This window comes from Plantimonas leprariae, assembly GCF_008802405.1.
GTDB lineage: Bacteria > Pseudomonadota > Alphaproteobacteria > Rhizobiales > Rhizobiaceae > Plantimonas > Plantimonas leprariae.
The window spans coordinates 227,365-247,868 of record NZ_VZDO01000005.1; the positions used below are offsets into that span (position 1 = coordinate 227,365).

The following is a 20,504-nucleotide window of genomic DNA, read 5'->3' on the forward strand; positions in this document are numbered from 1 at the left end:
CTGCGGCGAGAGCATCGCCTCGGCGCCGATCCAATTGATCGGGGGTCCATCGTGATATTCGAGGTGCGCGGGGATTCTCACCGAACCCCGGCGACCACATCGCGTGGTTTGCCGATTACTTTCCGGAACCGGCGACGGAAGCGGCCGACCTGCCGAATGCCATTTCGACCGGTGCCGATCGGCACCGCGACGACGCCAGAGACTGCCGATTTCGAAAAAAGTGTCGATTTTGGTTGACGCAATATCGATCCACGTCAAGCCCATCGGGTTTGCCTAACATTTTCAACGAACCAATAACGCCATAGTTGCAGAAATAATTGTTCGCAACGCGTGAGAAGGTTTATGTGGCCATAATTCGTTAGGTCCGAAATTATGTATGTATTTCAAAAGGTAAATTCGGATTGCTTCGCATATTGTGGCTGCAATGAGGCCGCGTTTCTCACGCTCTGACTGTCGCGTTGCTGTTGCGCTCTCACAGGCATGATCCTATACCGCGCCGCCGCAATGGCGGATCAACTGAAAAGATCAATCAGCAAGCACAACGCGAAGTTCAAGAAAGCAAAGCATGACGAAGTACTATGTAGCGACGACCGGTAGCAGCGGGGGTAACGGCAGCACGTCCTCTCCCTTCCGCACGATCGGCGGGGCGATGTCGTCGAACCTCAAGCCCGGCGACGAGGTCGTGGTGAAGGCCGGGACCTACGCCGAAAGCATCAACATCACCAAGGACGGCTCGGCGGCAGGCGACATCACGCTGCGCTCGGAAGTGCCCGGCGGGGCGTTGATCCGCCCGCCCGCAGGCTCGCACAACGCGATCAGCGTCAACGCCAACTACGTGACGATCGACGGCTTCGACATCAAGGGCGGCGGCGGCGACGGTATCGAAGCGAACAACGTCCACCACGTCTCCGTTCTCAACAACAAGGTCCACGACGCCGGCGAGTCGGGCATTCAGTTCAACGGGTCGGACTACATCAAGATCGAAGGAAACGAGACCTACAACAACGCATCGACGGGCTGGTTTTCCGGCATCTCGGTCTACGAGAACCGGAACATCACCGGAAATACGTCGACCGAGGGCTACCGGACGATCGTGCGCGACAACATCTCGCACGACAACGTCACGAAGTCGGGTGCGCACACCGACGGCAACGGCATCATCATCGACGATTTCCAGAGCACGCAGGCGAGCGGTCATCCGAACTATACGTTCAAGACCTTGGTCGAGGGCAACCTCGTCTACGACAACGGCGGCAAGGGCGTCCAGGTTACCTGGAGCGACTCCGTCACGGTGGCGAACAACACCGCATACCACAACAATCAGGATCCGCTGAACTCCGGCACATGGCGCGGCGAGCTCAGCAATTCGGCGTCGAGCAACAACACCTGGGTCAACAACATCGCCGTAGCGGACCCGTCGTTGAACAAGAACAACACCGCGATCGATAACACCTCGACCGGCGGCTACATCAACAAGAACGTCGTCTGGGCCAACAACCTCACCTACGACGGCACCGCCGGCCACGCCTCGGTCAAGACCGACGGCGGCAACGCGATGCCGAGCACGGCGAACGGCAACCAGCTCGGCGTCGACCCGAAATTCCTAGGGGCAGCGCACGGCGACTTCCATCTCGGCTCCGGCTCGGCGGCGATCAATCACGGAACCAGCGAGTACGGCGTCGGTACGGTCGATCTGGACGGCCACACCCGGGTCGTCGGGGTTGTCGATATCGGCGCCTACGAATCGGGCTCCGGCCAGGCACCGTCGAAGCCGACCACGCCGATATCGACGCCGCCGACCGCGCCGATCAATGGAAACACCGGCACCGAAGGCGACGATATCCTGCCGCACACCGGTCAGTCCAACGGCGGCAACGAAACCTTCAAGGGTCTCGGCGGTAACGATGTGCTGAACGGCGGCGCCGGCGCGGATGTGCTCGACGGCGGTACCGGCATCGATACGGCCAGCTATGCGGGCTCCGGTGCGGTCAACGTCAATCTGGCGACCGGGACCGCATCGGGCGGGCATGCCACCGGTGACAAGTTCGTCAGCATCGAAAACCTGACCGGCTCCAGCTACGACGACGTGCTGACCGGCCACAGCGGCAGCAACGTTCTCAATGGCGGTGCCGGCGCGGACACGCTGAACGGCGGCGACGGCGGCGACGTCATCGTGGGCGGTACCGGAAGGGACATCATGACCGGCGGCACCGGCTCGGACAGGTTTGACTTCAATGCACACGCGGAAGCCGGGTCAGGCTCGAACCGCGACGTCATCACCGACTTCCAGGCAGGCGTCGATAAGCTCGACTTCTCGGGGATCGATGCGAACGGCTCGGCGCAGGGCGATGGAACCTTCCATTTCCAAGCGCAGGAGAACGCCCTCTTCGACCACAAGGCCGGAGCGCTCGCCTGGCACTATGACGACAACGCCGGGTCCGCGAACGATGCTACCATTGTGCAGGGCGACCTCAACGGTGACGGCATCCATGACTTCGAGGTTCAGTTGAAGGGCCTCGTCCACCTGGGGGCAGGCGATTTCATCCTGTAACCATACCCGTTGTGGCGGTCGCCCGATCGCCACAACGGATCCTGAACCGGTCCGGTCGACGGCGCATTCAGGGTCATGCTCGAAGACGGCGCCATACGGGCTCGCGGCCCGATGGCGGCATCGGGAGGCCGGATGGACGGCAGCGTCCGACAATCGGCAGCTTCTATTTCGAAGCCGTCAGGAACCACTCGTATGTCGACGCCAAGCCTTCCTTCAGGCCGATGCGGGCATGCCATCCCATCGCATCGAGTTTCGACATGTCGACCAGTTTGCGTGGCGTTCCATCGGATTTCGAACCATCGAACACGAGTTCGCCCCGGTAGCCCACCACGTCCAGTATGGTGCGAGCAAGATCGGCGATCGTGATCTCCGTGCCTGAGCCGACGTTGACGGGGTCTTCGTCGGAATAGGTCTCGATCAGGAAAACGAGCGCGTCGGCGAGATCGTCGACATGCAGGAATTCCCGGAGCGGGGTACCGGAACCCCATACGGACACCGACGCCGCGCCTTTCACCTTCGCTTCATGCGCCTTCCTGAGAAGCGCCGGCAGCACATGGCTCGTTTCGAGATCGAAATTGTCGCCCGGACCGTACAGGTTGGTGGGCTGGGCCGAGATGAAGTCGCAGCCGAACTGGCGCCGATAGGCTTGAGCGAGCTTGATGCCGGCGATCTTCGCCACGGCATACCACTGGTTCGTCGGCTCCAGCGGGCCGGTCAGCAGGAATTCCTCCCGGATCGGCTGAGGCGCCAGTTTCGGATAGATGCAGGTGGAGCCGAGAAGCAGCAGCTTCTCGACCCCCGACAACCGCGCCCCATGCACGATGTTGGTCTCGATCACGAGATTGTCGTAGATGAAGTCGGCGGGCTGGGTCACGTTGGCCTGGATACCGCCGACCTTGGCCGCCGCCATGATGACGACGTCGGGCTTTTCCGACCTCATCCAGTTCTCGACGTTCTGCTGCCGACGCAGATCGAGCTCGTCCTTTCCGACCGTCAACAGCTCGACGCTCTCCCGTTCGAGCCTCCTGACGAGCGCCGCCCCGACCAAGCCGCGATGCCCCGCGACCCACACCCGCTTGCCCGAAAGATCGTACGTCGGTTTCGCCGTGTCCCCGTCGATCATGTTCGCTCCCGATCTCACCGCGACCGCCACGCGGCGAGCGGCCGCAGACGGACGTCTCCATACGGGAGCGTCTGGAGGAAGACCCGGACGCCCGCCAGTTCCCGCTTGAGGGGATGATCGATCACGAACACGGCCGCCAGCCAGCCCAACGCGCCGCCGGCGATGACCGCCAGCGTCTGGAACCAGCCAAGGTCGAAACCTGTCGGAGAGGCGGCGACGATCGCGAGCGGAGCCAGCGCCGTGCCCAGCGCGAGACAAGCGCTCTGCCGGGCGACGGCGGCCAGATCCCCCCATCCCACGCCGATCGCGGCGCGGACGAAGGCGTAGGCGATCGCCGTCTGGAGCGGCGCGATGACGAGGAGGCTGGCGGCCACGGCTTCGAGCCCGAAGTAGAAGGCGGCGGCGAAGGCGATCACGAACGATAGCGGCAGGCTGATCAGGCTCGACAGGACGGCGCTGCGGATGCGCCCGGTCGAAACCAGCACCGGCAAGGTCAGAACCGCCGGCGCGAGAGCCATGTTACCGATCGCCATCAAGCGAACCAGAGGTGGAACCGCGCCCCATTGCGATCCCAGCAGGACGTGGACGACGGGGTCGGCGAGCAGCGCGAGCATGATCAGCGCCGGCCACTGCACGGCCGCTATGAGGCCGAGGCCGTGCAGATAGCCTTCCTTCACGGAGCCGCCGGCGCGTCGATGCGCGGCGAGCGCGGGAAGCACGACGGGATGCAAAGCCGATACGACGGCGCGATCCGGCAACTGGCAGACGGTGACGGCCCGCGAATAGATGGCGACGGCGTCGAAGCCGAGGAGCTTGCCGAAAGCCAGGCGGGGGAGGAAGTCGTACGCCATGTTCGAGACGGTGATCAGCGAGGAAGCGGCACCGAAGGACAGCAACTGTCGGATGCAGGCGAAGGAGGGCCGGAAGATCCAGAAGACCGGCCGCGCGACGAGCGCCAGCGCGCTCAAGGCGAAGCTGGCGGTGACGAAGCCCCAGACGTAGCTCACCGGTCCGAAACCCCTGAAGCCGAGCGTGATCGTGACGACGAGCCCCGCGAGCCCGGACGCGATATTGATGCCGGCGATGGCCTTGAACGCCATGTCCCGCTGCAGGAGCCCCATGATCGGCCCGCTGATCGGAAGGCCGAGGAACCCGAATGCCGAGACGACGAGCAGCGTCTCCAGTTCCGGCGTGCCATAGAAGGCCGCGACGAAATTCGAGGTCAGGCACACCGCCGCGCCCAGCGCCATGGACAGGATCAGGATGATCGTGAACGCGGATCGCACCATCTCGCGAGTGAGATCCTTCTCCTGGACGATGTAGATCGTAACGCCGAAGGTGCGAAAGTTGTCGATCAGCAGGATCAAGGCGTTGGCTGTCAGATACAGGCCGGTTTCCGCCGGCGTCAGAAGCCGTGACATCGTCGCCGTCGTCGCGATCAGGAGGATCTGCGACAGGTATCTGTCGACCATCGAGAAGGCGATCGATTTGCGGATGGCGCTCATCGAGACATGTCCGTGGGCGACGGCAGCCATCGGATCGCGCCGCGAGACGATTTCGGCCCGCGGCGTCGGCCGGAAAGCCGATATGAGCCGAAGGGCCGGCGGAGGGCGGCCAGCGCATGGCGGACGCGTTGCAGCCGGCCCTTGAGCAGCGCGCGCGCCATGCCGCGTGTCAGATGCCGGAAATAGCGAAATTCCGGCATCGGCGGCACGTTCGGTCGAAAAGCGCTTAGCCGAAGAACCAGCATCAGCCGGTCGACGCCGGCATAGAGATCGGTTCGGCTCGGCATCGTCGCCTGGATCTTCGCTCCACGCGGCGCATTCGCCCGCACGGACGTGTCGGCGGGAAACTCGCGAAGCCGCGCCGCGAGGCCGGGACGACCGCAGCTTTCGAGGACCTCGGCCAACCATGCGAACCACCGGCCGTCGCTGCGGCTCGGCATCCGATGAACGCTTTTCCGGTGTCCGGAGGATCGGCCGTCCGCGAAGGAGCGGTGCTCGCCCCCGGTCAGCCAATCGATCGCCGAATGCACCCGGGCGAGTTCCGGATGCGAGAGGCCCGGGTAGAATTTCCGCATCCCGCGGGCCTGCCCGAACCGGCCGTCGCACAGAAGGGCGATGAGGTAATACGCCCATTCGACCGGGTCCGGATCGCTCGCGCCGTAATCGACGGTGGTCACTTCGATCAGGCCGGCAAGACGTTCGCGGGCCTCGTCCGGTCGCCCGGACTGCAGGGCGCAGAGCGCCAGGCGAAACCTCGCCTCGGGCAGATACGACACGTAGTCGAGGCATCGCGCGTAGCATCGTCGCGCGTCTTCCACCCGTCCTTGCGACAGGAAGGAATCGCCCTGCGCCAGCAAGGCGCGGTCGTGCGTCGAGCCGACGACGTGGACGCTGTCGCGCTGCGACGCGCGGTCGACCTTGACCAGATCCGCGAAAGGCCCTGGCTGGATGATCTTCTCGTCGGCGCCGAGATCCTGGTTCAGCATGAACCACTGGTAGATCTGCGGCCGGTGCCGCAGCGTATGACGGGAATGCACCAGGGCATGGCCCCCTTGCGTGATGCGCCGCATCTCGTCGGGATGGGCGAAGAGATGCTCCAGCCGTTCGACGACGTCGCGGCGGTCGGCGAAGACGCAGTTCTCCCCGTCCACGAAGCCGGCCGCCGCGAGCGCCGCCGTGCCTTCGGTGATCAGGCAGGCGTTCGCGGCCGGAATCTCGAGATGCTTGCGCACGAGTTCCCGGCCTTCCGTCCCGCATGTCGGAACGACGAGGCTCGCATTGAGAACGCGCGCATAGGCCTCTCCGGTCAGCGAGAGGGAGGCCAAGGTGCTCTCATAGGCGAACTGCGGCGAGACCAGGCAGGGATAGCGCTCCCGAAGCGAGGGAAAGACCTGCTGCCGCCAGGGATAGAGGCCGTGAACCTGGCCGGTGAGGGTGACGGGGATGGTCTTGTGCTGCCCGTAATCGCGATACAGCTCGGGATCGACGCAGTTGGGCCAGACGAACAGGCTTTCGCCGAGCTGCGGCGTGTATGCCGGCATCATGGTGCCGATCGAGAAGAAGGTCTCGATCCCCCAGTGCTCCATGTCCGACAGAAAGCCGGCCCGCCTGTCGCACCATGGGTCCGCGTTGTGCAGGCCGAGCTTGGGCACGCCCGGCCGCGCGTTCGTATTGGCGATCCTCGTCCGCTTCGACCCATGCGAGCGATAGCCGCTTTCGAACAGCGTCAGGTCCGGCTCGTGCTTGTCGCATATCTCGGCATAGTCGCTGTCGTGGTTCACCACGACCACGTCGAAATGCGTGGCGAGGCACCTGACGTGCTGCTGCATATGAAGCAGCAGGTACCCGGCGGCCGCCGCGTTGGGCTGGTGATCCCACTGGAAGAACACCAGCTTCGGCCTGCGGGGCGTGGCGCATGCGCTCATGTCGGAGACCGCATCCCGTCGAGCAGGCGATCGCCCACGTGCCGCCGGATGCGCGGACGGGCGGCGGGGATCGAAAGCACCGCGATCCGGTCGTCGAGATGCTCGGCACGTCCGGAGAGCCTGCGCTCGAAATAGGCGATTGTCTTCTCCAACCCCTCGCGCAGCGGCACGGTCGGCTGCCAGCCCAATTCGTTCCGCGCCTTGCTGATGTCGGGCCTGCGGCGCGTCGGATCGTCGATCGGCAGCGGCTTGTGCACGATGCGCGAGGCCGAGCCGGTCATCTCCACGACGAGCTCGGCCAGTTCCACCACCTCGAACTCGGCGGGATTGCCGAGATTGATGGGACCGGTGGTTCCGTCGGGCGCCCCCATGAGCCTGACGAAGCCCTCGATCAGGTCGTCGACGTAGCAGAAGGATCGCGTCTGCCGGCCGTCGCCGAAGACGGTGATGGGTTCGTCGCGCAACGCCTGCACGATGAAGTTCGAGACGACGCGCCCGTCGTTCGGATGCATCCGCGGCCCGTAGGTGTTGAAGATGCGGGCCACGCGGATATCGATGCCGTGCCGGCGGTGGTAGTCGAAGAACAGCGTCTCGGCGCAGCGCTTGCCCTCGTCGTAGCAGGCGCGCGGACCGATTGGGTTGACGCTGCCGCGATAGTCCTCGGTCTGGGGATGGACGGCGGGATCGCCGTAGACCTCGCTCGTGGAGGCCTGGAAGATCTTCGCCTTGGTGCGCTTGGCCAGTCCGAGCAGGTTGATGGCCCCGTGCACGCTGGTCCGGAGGGTCTGCACGGGATCGAACTGATAGTGGACCGGCGAGGCCGGGCAGGCGAGGTTGTAGATCTCGTCGCACTCGACGTAGAGCGGCTGGGTGATGTCGTGGCGAAGCATCTCGAAATGCGGATCGTCGAGAAGATGCAGGACCGTCTCGCGCGAGCCGGTGTAGTAGTTGTCGACGCAAAGGACGTCGTTGCCCTCGCTCAGAAGCCTTTCGCACAGGAAGGATCCGAGGAACCCGGCACCGCCCGTGACCAGAATGCGTTTGCGTGCATGCATGCCCGTGTTCCTTCTCGCTTCGCGTCGGCGGATGTGGAGGTCAGTAGGCGCTGTCCCGCCTGAAGACGGCCGGGATCGTCTGCAGCAGGATGTGCAGGTCGAGGGAAAGGGACCGGTTGTCGATGTAGAAATCGTCCAACTGGCACTGCAGGTCGAGATCGGCGCTGCTTCGCTCGGATATCTGCCAGAGGCCGGTGAGGCCGGGCGTCACCGAGCGGCGCTTCTTCCGGAACTCGCCGCTCATCGCCGAGAGATGGTATCCGGGAAAGGGCCGCGGCCCGACGATCGCCATCTGTCCGGCGAGCACGTTGAGCAGCTGCGGAAGTTCGTCGAGGCTGGTCGAACGGAGGAGATGCCCGATCACCGGCAGGATCCTCGGATCCTTCCGCAGCTTGAAGTGCTTCGACCACTCGGCCGCCATGGCCGGGTCGGCGCGCAGCACGGAGTCCAGCCGCCGTTCGGCGTCCTTGTACATCGTCCTGAGCTTGAGCACGTGCACCGGCTTGCCCGACAGTCCCTCGCGCGCCTGCCGAAAGAAGATCGGGCCGCCGTCGATGGCGTAGATCGCCGCTCCGGCGGCCATGACGAGCGGCGCTGTCAGGAGCGCGGCCGGAACGGCGATCGCGAGATCCATCAGCCTGCGGGGCCATTCCAGCCCGGGCCGCCTGTTCCCGAAGGCGACGCGGATACCGATCTGGCCGTTCAGGTCCGCCGGTCGCAAGCCGGCGATCCGCAGCTTCGGCGTGTCGGCCAGCAGGACGATCTCGGAAAACCGCGAGCGCGCCGCCGTCAGTTCATCGAGCACCGATGCGGTATCTCCGGTGATCAACGCGATGCGTGCGGCAGCGTCGCGTCCCCTGCGGCGGCTCTCGGATGACAAGGACTCCGGCCGGATGCCGTACTGCCAGCACTGGGTGAAGTGTGCCGTCAGAATGGGAGCCCGATTGGGCCCGGCGATGATGACGGCCCGTTCGCCCCAGACGCCGAGCATCCGGCACAGTCGCCGCGCCAGGTGACAGGTCGCCGGCTGGATGGCGAGACCGAGGCCGAGGAAGCCGACGATCGGAAATGCCAGCGGCCAGCCGCCCGGCACCAGGATCGCTCCGATGCCGGCGAGTCCGGCGACCTTCAGGGTACCTATCGTCCGGCGGCGGAGATGCTCCTGACCGTAGAAGCGGTATCCCGGATAGAGTGCCTCCGAAGCGAAGACGATGATGGACGCCGCTCCGAGGAGAAGAAGTATGCGGTCGAGCTCGATGCCCTGCGGCTCCTCCGGCAGGAACGGCAGCAGGACGAAATAGGCCGCGAAGTAGGCGCCGACGTCTCCGGCGATCAGCAGCAACTGCGTCGCCAGCCGCGGCAGCCTGTCGATCAACAAGGTCGGCAGGCGCTCCCATTCCCGCATCGAGAGACCGGCATCCGCGGCGGAGTTCGTTTTCGAGCCTTCGGGGACCGCGCTCGGAAGGACATCCGACGCGGTCCTCAACGACGCGTTTTCCAGCGCGTCCGCCGACGATCGCGCGGTTTCGGCGCACGAAGTGAACAGGGATGCGGCGACCTCACTCATCGCCGGCCTCCGTCGCGAGGCGATCGATCGGAGCTTCCGCGCCCGGCGGACGGGATTGGGCGGCCGCTCCGAGGCCGCGCGCGCGCCCGCTCGAGGCGTCGTGAGCCTCTTCGAGGGGGACGCGGCGAAGCTTCAGCCCCTGCAGCGCGGCCAGGACGAGGAAGGTGGGAACGACCACGGCGTAGCGCTTCCAGAGCCGCCGGGGTTCGGACAGCAGGCGGAACGCCCATTCGAAGCCGCTGCCGCGAACGATCTTCGGCGCCTGACGCTTGACCCCCGCGTGGAAATCGAAGGCCGCGCCGACGCCGATCAGCATCGAAGCATCCAGGCGATGGCGCATGTGCGCCATCCAGAGTTCCTGCTTGGGGCTCCCGAGCCCTACCCAGACGATGTCGGCCCCCGACCGATTTATCTGCTCGGCGACGTCGGCCGCCTCCAGGGCGCGGAGGTCGCCGAACGGCGGCGCATAGGCACCGGCGATCCGGGCGGCCGGGAACCGTTCGAGCAGCCTGGCCTGCAGCAGTTCGAGGGTCCGGGGCGTCGCGCCGTAGAGGAAGTGGCGCACGGCCGTCGCTTCGCCAGCCGCGAAGACCGCGAGCATGAGATCCGGCCCGTAGACCCGGCCGCACTCGCCGTGCCCGGCCATCTTCAGCGCCCAGACGAGCGGCATGCCGTCCGGGGTCACCAGGAACGCCCGATTATGGATGGATCGCAGTTCCGGATCCGTCTGGCATCGGACGACGCCGTGGGCGTCCCGCACGCAGACATAGCCTCTCCGGCCCTGCGCGACGGCCGCTCCGATGAGGGCGGTCGCGCTTGCGAGATTCACGGCGGACACGCGAACCCCTAGGAGGTTCACCCATGCCGGATGCCGCTTCAGTACGGAGCCGAGCGCTCCTCCGCGATGTCCCGATGATTGCCCCATGACCGGTGCCCCCGAAAGCGTCCGGTTCGCGAACCGCCAACGTCCCCGGCACTATAACTTCGAGGTTCGAGTGCCCCCACCCATCCTTCCGGGTACGGGCTTAGGCAAATCGGTATCCCTTTGATCCCGTTTCATACGGAGCGCTGCGCTCGACTGCCTTTCGTCGGACAAACCTACCTCGAAAGCCTGATTTGACGCTCCTCGACTTCCCGAAAGATGCTCGCTCCATCTTTGGCGGCGGATACGGGAGCGGGGACGTTGCTGACCAATACACCTGCATCGGGATCGGCACTCGAAACTGCCGGCGGATCGCACCGGCGGCCCGAGCCGTTGCGACGCGCGCTGCTTACAGACGGCTATGCGATCGTCCGGGACGTGCTGACCCAGGAACAGGTTCAACGCCTGCGGTGCCTGGCGAAGAAGCACCTGAGTACGAAGGGCTGGTACATCTACGGCGGGAAAATGCAGGTTCAGGCCATGCACGCCGTTCCCGGAATCGCGGAGATCGTCATCGCGGAACCGATCCTGCGCATCATGAAGCAGGCCGCATCCCCGCTGCACGTCCTCTTGACCGGCGAATGCGATGTGATGATGAACACCACGTCGAACTGGCACAAGGACACGGATCATCTGCATTCGTTCCTGGGGGAGGAAGTCTTCACGGACGAGGACTTCCACGTGTACAAGATCGCGCTCTATCTCCAGGATCAGGACGAGACGAGCCCGGGCACTCTGAAAGTCAGGCCCGGATCGCATAAGGAAGCGAACGGTTCGCACCTGCCGGTCAGGAATACGGCCGTCCGGGCGGGCGATGCGATCGTGTTCGACATCCGCATCGATCATCTGGGGCAGCTGCCGACGCGAACCGAGAGGATCCTGCGCAGGGTCTTCGACGAGCTCCCGCAACGGCTGCAGATCGATCCGCAGAAGGCTTTCACCAAATCGCGGTCGATGCTGCGGCTGTTGCACGTCGGGCAGAAAGACCGAATGGCGATCTTCATGACCTTCGGTTCGTCGGAGGAGTGGACACGCGTCTACGCCGGTGCCGCCCGCCGTCACAGCGGGTCGGATTACGGCGACGTCGCCACTGACCTGCTGGCTCGCATGAGCAGGAACGACGTCTCGCTGGTGCGGCACTAGGGGACGCGGCCCGGAAGCGCGGCGTCAGCCTCACCCGACAGGCTCGGACCTCTCGCAGAACACGGGCGCCGGAACGCGCCGCCATAATCGCACACCGGCGCAGGCATGGTGGAGTTCCGCCGTGCGAACGCCGCATCGAAACGATGCCGACGACATCGGCGAGGAAGGGGAGAGCAAGTCGATGAGAATCGCCATGATCGGTTCGGGTTACGTCGGCCTCGTGAGCGGCGCATGCCTCGCCGACGTCGGCCACGACGTGGTCTGCGTGGATTTCGACGAAGCGAAGATCGAGGCGCTGCAGGCCGGCGTCGTACCGATCTTCGAGCCCGGTTTGGACATACTGGTGGTGCGCAACGCCGAGGCGGGTCGCTTGTCGTTCACGACCGATCTGTCGTCCGCGGTCGCGAGCGCCGATGTGGTGTTCATCGCCGTGGGAACGCCTTCGCAGCAGGGCGACGGCCATGCCGATCTATCCTACGTCCATTCCGCCGCCGCCTCGATCGCCGAAGCGGCGAAGGGTTTCACTGTCGTCGTACTGAAATCCACCGTTCCGGTCGGCACCGGCGACGAGGTGGAACGGATCATCAGGCAGGTGAATCCGCGGGCCGAGATCGCGGTCGCCTCCAATCCGGAATTCCTCCGCGAGGGAGCGGCGATCAACGACTTCAAACGCCCCGACCGGATCGTGATCGGCGTCGAGGATGACTGGGCCCGCACCGTCCTGGCGCAGGTCTACCGCCCGCTCCGCCGCGATCGATTGCAGGTTCAGTTCACGTCGCGCCGCAGTGCCGAAATCATCAAATACGCCTCCAACGCGTTCCTCGCCATGAAGATCGCCTTCATCAACGAGATCGCGGACTTCTGCGAGACGACCGGCGCCGACGTGCAGGAAGTCGCGCGCGGGATCGGGATGGACGCCCGGATCGGACCGAAGTTCCTGCATGCGGGGCCCGGCTACGGCGGCTCGTGCTTCCCGAAGGACACGCTGGCCTTCGTCCGGATGGGACAGGACTTCGGATCCCCCCTGCGGTTGGTGGAGACGACGCTGGCCGTCAACGAGCAACGGAAGCGCAACATGGCGAGCCGGGTCGTCGCGGCCTGCGGCGGAAGCGTTCGCGGCCGGCGGATCGCGATCCTCGGCCTGACCTTCAAGCCCAATACGGACGACATGCGCGCCGCGCCGGCCCTGGCGATCATCCCCGCGCTCCTCGACGGCGGGGCAATCGTCAACGCCTACGATCCGCAAGGCATGCACGAGGCGAGCCTCCTCCTGCCGTCGATCGATTACGCGGAGAGCGCTCTGGCGGCGGCGGAGGGCGCCGACTGCGTCGTCGTGGTCACGGAATGGGCCGAGTTCCGGTCGCTGGATCTTCGCAGCCTGAAGGCGGCGATGAAGAGCCCTGTGATGGTCGATCTACGAAACGTCTTCGACCCGGCGAAACTCGCCGCGTATGGCTTCGCCTATACGGGCATCGGCTGCGGCGCGGCTCCCGGTGCCGAGAGACCGCAATCCCAGACGATCAGGCTGTCGGCGTAGATTTTCGCCCCGGCCTTCGCGGGGCATGCCGAGCCGGCCTCATGGATCGCCGGAAGCCGGGCCGCCGCCCACGCTGCCGGCGTCCTGTCCGGCGCTCTGGAAGTCCGCGAGGCTCCCGTACAGCCCTGACGGCATGAGTTCGGGCTCCATCAGGAAGCTCCGGTCGTTCAGGTTTCCGTCGTAGCGGTTGCGCGCGAACCGCACGTAGTCGCCGCCGTTGCCCGGTGCGTAGACGGAAGCGGCGAGGGCGCCGCTTCCGTCGAGCGAGACGATGTTGTCCTCGATGCGGTTCGGCCGTGCCCACGGCGGCCGCCACCCCCTGCCGGTTCCATCGTCGACGTGAAACGCCGCGCCGGAACCGTGCGCGACCACGTTGCCCGTCACGACGTTGTTCCAGCCGCCGTTGATGCCGATCGCCGCGACGTTCCTGGAAAGAACGTTTCCCTCGATGCGGATGCCGCTTGCCCTGCCGTCGGTGTAGATGGCCCAACTGACGGGAGACGGCCATTCGCCGACCTTCTCGTAGCCCGACGGCCAGAACGTTCCGTCCGCCCGGTTCATGAGATGGTTCGTGCCGGTGACGAGATTGTACCGGATCACGCTGTTCTGGCAGTCGCCCTGCTCGCCCATCATCTTTATGGCGCCGCCGTCGGCCGTCCGCTGGTTGGCGTTGCGGACGTCGTTGTATTCGATGACCGCCCGGTACACCGCATCCTGCTGGCCCCAGAGCGAGCCGCCGATGATGCCGAACTGCGCGGCGTTCTCGATGAGGTTGTGGGCGATCCTCAGATCGTCGGCCGCCTGGAACCATATGCCTGCGGTCTCGAAATAGACCCGCCCGACGTCGTGGATGCGGTTCGACACGATTTCCGCGTCGTTCGATTTTCCGAAGCTGCCGTATTCGGTGCCGACGTAGATGCCGTTGCCCGCCGTGGGGCCGATCTCGTTCCCGGCGACGAAGACGCCTTGGCTTTCGGATACGTGGATGCCGACGCCGACATTGCCGATCGTGTTGTTCAGCAGGCTGACGCGATCGGCATGCTCCAGCCTGATCGCGCCGAATCCCCTGGTGTCGGTGCCGTACTTGCCGCTGCCCGCTGGAGATCCCTCGACGAACCGCAGCCCCGCCACGACCATGTCGTCGGCGTCGTTCAACCTGAAGAACGTCGGCAGTATGCCCGCGACGACCGTTTCTTCGCCGAACGAGGCGCCCGGCGCGATGTAGTCGAGCTGGCTCGCGGCGGCGGCGTATCGCCACTCCCGGGGAGCGTCCAGCAACGTCGCGGCGCCCGAAAGAAAGTATCGACTGCCCTCGCCGGTGAAGAAATAGCCGGTCCCGCGAGTGCGGATCGTCTGCGTTGCGGCGTCGGCGGAAACCACCGGCATGGTATCGCTGCCCCATTGCGTCCCCGGACGGAACCCGCCGACGATATGGACGACGAGGCCTGCCATGTCGCCGAGCGGCGGCAGATCGCCGACGTGGAAACGAAAGCTGGTGTTGCTTTCATCGGCATCGGCGGCCGTTCGGGGTTTGGCCGCGAAGAGCCACCCCTTGCGGGGATCGCCGTCGGCCGGAGCGTCGGGAAAGCGCGCTTCGGTCTGGAGGGCGCCGTCGACGAAGAGGTCGCCTACGACTTCGCCGGCGGGCAGGGGGAGCCGGGCGGTCCAGCGCGAACCGGTCCGCCGCGTCCATCCGTCGACCCGGGGCCCTCCGTGCAGCACCGGCGTCTCGCCGCATGCGGCCATGACGACGAGCCCGGCATCGCGCGGGCCGAACACGATGGCCTTGGTGAGGTAGTAGTCGCCGCCCCCGACCATGATCGTGCTGGCGGCGCCATGGGCCCGCGCCGCATCGCGTGCCGCCTCTATGGTCGCGAACGGGCCGTCGGTACGCGCTTCGTTCGGCTTCGCACGGTCGCCGCGCCACGTGTCGCGTCCGTCCGGAGAAACGTGGAACACGGCGCGCGACGGCGGTCGCGACCGTTCCGCGGCCGTCCCTTTCGGGGGTAGCGGGGCTCCGGTCGCGCAGTCCGGCATCGCGCTGTCGCGCTCCGGTTCGACGGGCGCGCCCACCGGTTCCGTGCCGGTGACCGGCTGAACCAGGAGGACAGCCAGTCCGATGCCCCAGATGGCGGCCGCCGCCGGGCGTTTCATCGGCGTCGGAGTTCCGGCAGCCCGTCCCGAAGCGTCGGCAGGCCGGTCGCATACCGCGGCGAGTGCTGCGAGAACATGATGATGGTCGTGGCGAAAAGGATGAAGATCGTGTCGTTCTGCAGCAGGAACAGGCTTTCGGTGAGGTTCATCACGAGAACCATCGGGAAGAACACGTTGAGAAAGAGCCATCCTTCTCCGGGAGCCCGGCATTGAAGGCCGGCGCCCTGCCTGAACGCGCGCAACGCGACCATGGCGAAGACCGTCATCCCGGCCAGCCCGAAGCCGAGAAGGATGTCGCGGTAGCCGTTATGGGCATGGGGAGCCATCCAGTTCACGTTCGACCAGATCGTCCACGCATCCGGATTTCCCTCCGTCCAGAACGCCTGGTAGCCGTATCCGAGCAGGAGCCGGCGAGCGGTCGCGACGTCGACCTGTTCCCACAGGGGGATCCGGCCGGTCAGGGTGGCGTCCTTGCCCAGCGCCTCGAGAACCGGAACCAGGAATTCGTGCAGCGTGATCAGGATGACGGCTGCCGCCTGAACGAAGACGAGAACGAAGACCACGCGGGCGACGCCCCGGACCTTCGGCAGCACCGAATAGAACCAGATCAGGCAGCAGGCGGTCGAGGCCGCGATGGTCGCCGTCATCGACGTCGACCCCGCGAGGCAGATGAGGCTTCCGATCAGAAGCGCGACCGCGGTGCGCCGGTAGCCGAGCGAGCCGTCCATCGCCACGACGGCCGAGACGAGCGCCGATATGCACGAATACCAGCCGAGGCTGTTCTTGTGGAGGAAGATGCCGCGCATCGCCCCGTCGCCGTCGGGCATCCATGCAAGGCCCGGAGAAGCGACCAGAACGACGAGGCTCATCGCGATGCACGGTCCCAGCGCCGCTAGCAGCAGCAGGAGGAACTGCCGCGGTGTGAACCGCAGCGCCAGGAGGTAGGCGAGGAGCACCGTGAACACGAGCCCGCCGGCCCGCCGCAGGGTCACGGACGGAGCGATCGACCAGAAGACCGAGAACAACGGCATCGCGAGAAGGACGTTGAGAAGGAGGTTCCTCCTGAACGCGTCGGCGAACTGGCGGGGATGATGCATCAGAACCGCTGCCGTGAAGGCGTATACCGGCAACCAGACCAGGCGCAGCTCGGCCTTGGCCGGGTCGCCGAGGTCGCCGTTCGCGTCGGACATCAGGAGCGGCAGCACGGCCCCGCTCTGAAGGAAGATGGATATTCCGGCTCCCCACCATTCGATGGTTCGCCAGTCGATCGTCAGGCCGCCGGATTTCGGTTGCCGGAGCGCCGCTGTCGGCCCGGCGCCTTCGCGAGACCGGGGGAGGGCCGTCGAAGGCCCCCCGAACTGGATGGTTTCTCTGCTCATGCCTCGGGTCGCGTGGTGCCGGAGAACAATCGTCCGCCCCCGCCCACAGGCAACCGTGCACAAATGCTGAGAAGTCTACCTCCATCGGGGGCATGCAACGTCCAAAGGCGATGTTGCGCTCGACGCAGGGGGAGAGTTCCACCGAATTGCGGATGCGCCTGCGCGAGCTAGTGCCGATTGGCGTAATTCCAGTCCGCGCCGACGCGCCGCTATCCTCAGGCTTCGGAAGCATCGACGCAGGGCGACGCGCGGCGGTCCTTCGCGAGGCGCGGGGCACCGCGGGCCGCATCGAGGGACGGCATTTTCGATGGTTGCATTCGTTCGTGCCTGGTCCATGCGCCTGCCACTCGGGATCTTCCTGATCGCGTCCTGCGCCTCTGCGCCGTCGACGGCGCGGGGCGAGGTGCTGGTCGAGCGCGGCGACATGCTGCGCGTCTCCATCGCGGAGGCTCCCAAGCTCGGCATCGAAAGCAAGGTCGACGTCGACGGCAGGATCATGCTGCCCCAGCTCGGCAGCATGCAGGTGGCGGGCATGGGGCTGGACGCGATCCGGGCGCGCCTCGCCGAGGAGTTCGTCGAACGCGATATCCTGAAATCGCCGACCATCCTGGTCGAGATCGCCAAGTATCGGCCGTTCTACGTCGGCGGCCGGGTGCGGCGGCCGGGTGCGGTGGATTACGAGCCCGGCCTGACGGTTCGCCACGCTCTCATCCTCGGCGGCGGCGTCGGCCGGTCGGACGGCGACGGACCGTCGCAGACGAGCGCCCCGGAACTGCGGGCGAGGTGGCAGACCTACAGCTACCAGCTCCTCCAGACCAACAGCCTCATCGCGCGGCTGGAGGCCGAACTGACCCGGGACGAAGCCGCCAAGCCCGGCGTCGCGCCGGGCACGGTTCCGGCTCGGGACGCCGATGCGCTCGCATCGCTGGACGAGAAGATACTGCACGATCGGTTGGCGACGTGGTCCGCCAGCCAGGCGCAACTACGCGACGGCATGGCGCTCCTCGATCTCGAGATCGACGTCCTCAAGCAGCAGGCCGACCTCCAGGAAAACGAGCGCGACCTCAGCAAGACCGAGATGGAAGCCGCGCGGTCGCTGGTCCAGAGGGGGTTGGCGCCCCTGTCGCGCCTCCAGGACCTCCAGCGCGAGGAATCCCGCAACGCCCGCGACATGCTGGAAAGCGAGGCCTTCGCGGCGCGCGCCCGACAGAACCGCTCGACGATCGACTACGAATTCAAGTCCGCCGACATCAAGTGGCGCAGCGACATCAGCCAGCAGTTGCGCGGCGCGATGCTCGATCGGTACCGACTGAAGGCCGAGCTGGACGCGGTCACGGCGCAGATCATGAACCAGAGCGCCGACGCCGCGGAGGCGAGGGGCGCGCCGTCCGAACCCGTCGTCGTCATCTACCGGTCGGTCGGGGGCCGCGAGGAAACGATCAAGGCCCTGATGGATACCGCCGTCCTGCCGGGCGACATTCTTGACGTTTCCCTCGCCGGAGGCGCCACCGGATGAGCGCCCTGCCGCAGGCCCAGACCCCGGCGGCGCGGCCGCGCACGACCGAGCCCGGCGCGCGGCGGCCGGTCGTCAGCGTCGTCATCAACAACTACAACTACGGCCGCTTCGTCGGACGGGCGGTCGCCAGCGCCCTTGCCCAGGACGCTTCCGACTTCGAGGTGATCGTCGTCGACGACGGATCGAGCGACGACTCGCTGGCGGTTCTCCATGCCTATCGCGACCGCGCGACGATCCTCGCCCAGGACAACCGCGGCCAGGCGGCGGCGATCAATGCCGGCGTGCGGGCGAGCCGCGGCGAGTTCGTCTGTTTCCTCGACGCCGACGACTGGTGGTCGCCGGGGAAGCTGTCGGCGGTCGTGGAAGCCTTTCGCCGCGAGCCGGGGGTTTCGCTGACGTATCACCGGCTGCAGCCGACGCTGGTCGACGAGACGCCCACCTCGAAGCCGATCCCGCGGACCCTGTGCTCGGGCGATCTCGCGCCGGCGCTGATGCGCTCGGCCGGCTGGTGGCCGTTCCCGATGACCTCCGCCATCGCGGTGCGGCGCAGCGCCTGGGACGCCGTCGGAGACATACCGGAACAGTTCCGGATTTCCGCCGACGCCTGGCTCGCCGGCATCTATCCGCTCGTCGGGCACGTGGCCGCCTTGCCGGACACCCAAGGCTTCTACCGGATCCATTCCAACAACTGGTACCGGGCGACGGACGACGCCGCCATGCTGCGTAAGCGCATGACGCATTGGCAGGCGGTGGTCGACGCGACGAACCGGTTTCTCGCGGCGCGAGATCTGCCCGGCCGCCTGCGCCTGAACGATCACTTCCCGTACCAAGCGGCGGCGGCGAGGCTGGACGGGACGGACTGGCGACGCGGGCTCGGGCTCGCCTTCGAGGGACTGCGCTTCGCCGGCGAGCCGAACCCTCTCAGACGCGCGCGGGACGCCGTCCGCACCGCTCGCGATCTCGTCCGGGGCGACCGGCCTCCGGCATTCCAGGATACGGCGAGATGAAGGCGCTGCTCCTCGTATCCGAGCTTGAGGACTATACGATCTCTCTCGCCAACGGGATCGCCCGCCACCTGCCCGTGGTCTTGGGCGTTCCCCGCCGTCAGTACGCGCATCTCACCTCGTGGTTCGAGCCGTCCGTGGACGTGCGCCTCCTGGACTGGCCGCGGCATCGCTCGCTCGCCAATCCGGGGTTCCTTCTCCGTCTGACGCACCTCGTCCGGCAGGAGCGTCCCAGCCTCATCCATCTCCTCAGCCACAACACGCTCTGGCTGAACTTCGCCGCGCCGTTCTGGCGTTCCGCCCCGCTGATCACCACGATCCACGACGTGGCGCTGCATCCGGGCGACGCCGAAACCCGGGTGCTGCCCAGATGGTGCACCGACCTGATCGTCAGGCAATCGCAACACCTCATCGTGCACGGCTTCGGCCTGCGGCGCATGGCGCTCCAGCGATATGCAAAGCGGCCGGACCGGGTCCACGTGCTTCCCCATCCCGCCATTCACCGCTACGCCGATCTCGCGCGGCGGGAGGCGATGGTGCGTCGTCGCGAGGACGGCACGCTGAACGTCCTGCTTTTCGGGCGGATCTTCGCGTATAAGGGCTTGGAACTGCTGATCCGCGCCGAGGCCGCGCTCGGCGACGCGCTTCCCCATCTGCGCGTCACGGTCGCCGGCCGCGGCGACGATCCCTGGGCCTTCCGCTCCGTGATGGGCGATCCGGCCCGCTATGACATCCGCAATCGGTACATCGACGACAAGCAGGTCGCGCAGCTTTTCCTTGACGCCGACATCGTCGTCCTGCCCTACACCGAGGCTTCGCAGAGCGGCGTGCTCAACCTCGCGGCCGCCTTCGGCAAACCCGTCATCGTGACCGATGTCGGGGAGCTGCGCGATACCGTGGAGCCCAACGGCCTCGGCATGGTGGTTCCGCCCGGCGATCCGGCGCGACTGGCCCAGGCCATCCGGCTCATGGCGGACAGCGAAGCGCTCAGGACCCAATGCGCCACCAACGCCCGCCTTTGGGCGACCGGGGTCAACTCTCCCGAGAACGTCGGATCCCAGGCGGCTTCGATCTACCGCGCCGTCGCAGAGCCACGCGCATGAGACAGGATCTTGCTCCGACG

The 20,504-nt window shown here is 66.2% G+C and carries 13 protein-coding genes and 1 pseudogene; 6 read left to right on the forward strand and 8 right to left on the reverse strand.

Annotated elements, in window-relative coordinates; genetic code table 11:
• Positions 1 to 565 precede the first annotated feature (565 nt).
• Positions 566 to 2,551 carry a right-handed parallel beta-helix repeat-containing protein gene (locus F6X38_RS09215; RefSeq protein WP_150969419.1) on the forward strand — a complete coding sequence of 662 codons (1,986 nt, stop codon included), beginning with the start codon at positions 566 to 568 and terminating at the stop codon, positions 2,549 to 2,551.
• Between the two features lie 163 nt (positions 2,552 to 2,714).
• Here the strand turns inward: F6X38_RS09215 and fcl are convergent, their stop codons facing one another.
• From fcl to F6X38_RS09245, 6 genes and pseudogenes are all read right to left on the reverse strand, one after another.
• Positions 2,715 to 3,674: a GDP-L-fucose synthase gene (gene fcl, locus F6X38_RS09220; RefSeq protein ID WP_150969507.1), complete on the reverse strand. Its 960-nt coding sequence runs from the start codon at positions 3,672 to 3,674 to the stop codon at positions 2,715 to 2,717.
• A 14-nt stretch (positions 3,675 to 3,688) separates the two neighbouring features.
• The gene (locus tag F6X38_RS09225; RefSeq protein WP_161992681.1) at positions 3,689 to 5,179 is read right to left on the reverse strand and encodes an oligosaccharide flippase family protein; all 1,491 of its coding nucleotides are present in this window, start codon (positions 5,177 to 5,179) and stop codon (positions 3,689 to 3,691) included.
• On the reverse strand, positions 5,176 to 7,104 hold the full coding sequence (locus F6X38_RS09230; RefSeq protein WP_150969421.1) for a glycosyltransferase family protein: 1,929 nt from the start codon (positions 7,102 to 7,104) through the stop codon (positions 5,176 to 5,178). The genes F6X38_RS09225 and F6X38_RS09230 overlap by 4 nt, the downstream gene beginning before the upstream one ends.
• On the reverse strand, positions 7,101 to 8,159 hold the full coding sequence (locus F6X38_RS09235; RefSeq protein ID WP_150969422.1) for a UDP-glucuronic acid decarboxylase family protein: 1,059 nt from the start codon (positions 8,157 to 8,159) through the stop codon (positions 7,101 to 7,103). The genes F6X38_RS09230 and F6X38_RS09235 overlap by 4 nt, the downstream gene beginning before the upstream one ends.
• A gap of 40 nt (positions 8,160 to 8,199) precedes the next feature.
• Positions 8,200 to 9,726: a sugar transferase gene (locus tag F6X38_RS09240; protein ID WP_425482837.1), complete on the reverse strand. Its 1,527-nt coding sequence runs from the start codon at positions 9,724 to 9,726 to the stop codon at positions 8,200 to 8,202.
• Between the two features lie 91 nt (positions 9,727 to 9,817).
• Positions 9,818 to 10,651, reverse strand: a pseudogene (locus F6X38_RS09245) (WecB/TagA/CpsF family glycosyltransferase); the annotation flags it as partial.
• A 258-nt stretch (positions 10,652 to 10,909) separates the two neighbouring features.
• On the opposite strand from F6X38_RS09245, the gene F6X38_RS09250 reads away from it, so the two are divergent.
• Both F6X38_RS09250 and F6X38_RS09255 read left to right on the forward strand, forming a co-directional pair.
• Positions 10,910 to 11,791 carry a phytanoyl-CoA dioxygenase family protein gene (locus tag F6X38_RS09250; RefSeq protein WP_150969425.1) on the forward strand — a complete coding sequence of 294 codons (882 nt, stop codon included), beginning with the start codon at positions 10,910 to 10,912 and terminating at the stop codon, positions 11,789 to 11,791.
• A gap of 181 nt (positions 11,792 to 11,972) precedes the next feature.
• Positions 11,973 to 13,328: a UDP-glucose dehydrogenase family protein gene (locus tag F6X38_RS09255; protein WP_150969426.1), complete on the forward strand. Its 1,356-nt coding sequence runs from the start codon at positions 11,973 to 11,975 to the stop codon at positions 13,326 to 13,328.
• 39 nt (positions 13,329 to 13,367) lie between these two features.
• Here F6X38_RS09255 and F6X38_RS09260 read toward each other — a convergent pair whose 3' ends face one another.
• Both F6X38_RS09260 and F6X38_RS09265 read right to left on the reverse strand, forming a co-directional pair.
• Complete coding sequence (locus tag F6X38_RS09260) at positions 13,368 to 15,482, reverse strand: right-handed parallel beta-helix repeat-containing protein (protein WP_150969508.1); 2,115 nt, start codon at positions 15,480 to 15,482, stop codon at positions 13,368 to 13,370.
• On the reverse strand, positions 15,479 to 16,687 hold the full coding sequence (locus tag F6X38_RS09265; protein ID WP_246191269.1) for an O-antigen ligase family protein: 1,209 nt from the start codon (positions 16,685 to 16,687) through the stop codon (positions 15,479 to 15,481). The genes F6X38_RS09260 and F6X38_RS09265 overlap by 4 nt, the downstream gene beginning before the upstream one ends.
• Before the next feature lie 481 nt (positions 16,688 to 17,168).
• Here F6X38_RS09265 and F6X38_RS09270 point away from each other — a divergent pair, with 481 nt between their 5' ends.
• From F6X38_RS09270 to F6X38_RS09280, 3 genes are read left to right on the forward strand one after another with little or no spacing between them, the layout of a single operon-like run.
• The gene (locus F6X38_RS09270; protein ID WP_150969428.1) at positions 17,169 to 18,377 is read left to right on the forward strand and encodes a polysaccharide biosynthesis/export family protein; all 1,209 of its coding nucleotides are present in this window, start codon (positions 17,169 to 17,171) and stop codon (positions 18,375 to 18,377) included.
• Positions 18,374 to 19,384: a glycosyltransferase family 2 protein gene (locus F6X38_RS09275; RefSeq protein WP_150969429.1), complete on the forward strand. Its 1,011-nt coding sequence runs from the start codon at positions 18,374 to 18,376 to the stop codon at positions 19,382 to 19,384. The genes F6X38_RS09270 and F6X38_RS09275 overlap by 4 nt, the downstream gene beginning before the upstream one ends.
• Positions 19,381 to 20,484, forward strand: coding sequence for a glycosyltransferase family 4 protein (locus F6X38_RS09280; protein ID WP_150969430.1), 1,104 nt, complete (start codon positions 19,381 to 19,383; stop codon positions 20,482 to 20,484). The genes F6X38_RS09275 and F6X38_RS09280 overlap by 4 nt, the downstream gene beginning before the upstream one ends.
• Positions 20,485 to 20,504: the final 20 nt, after the last annotated feature.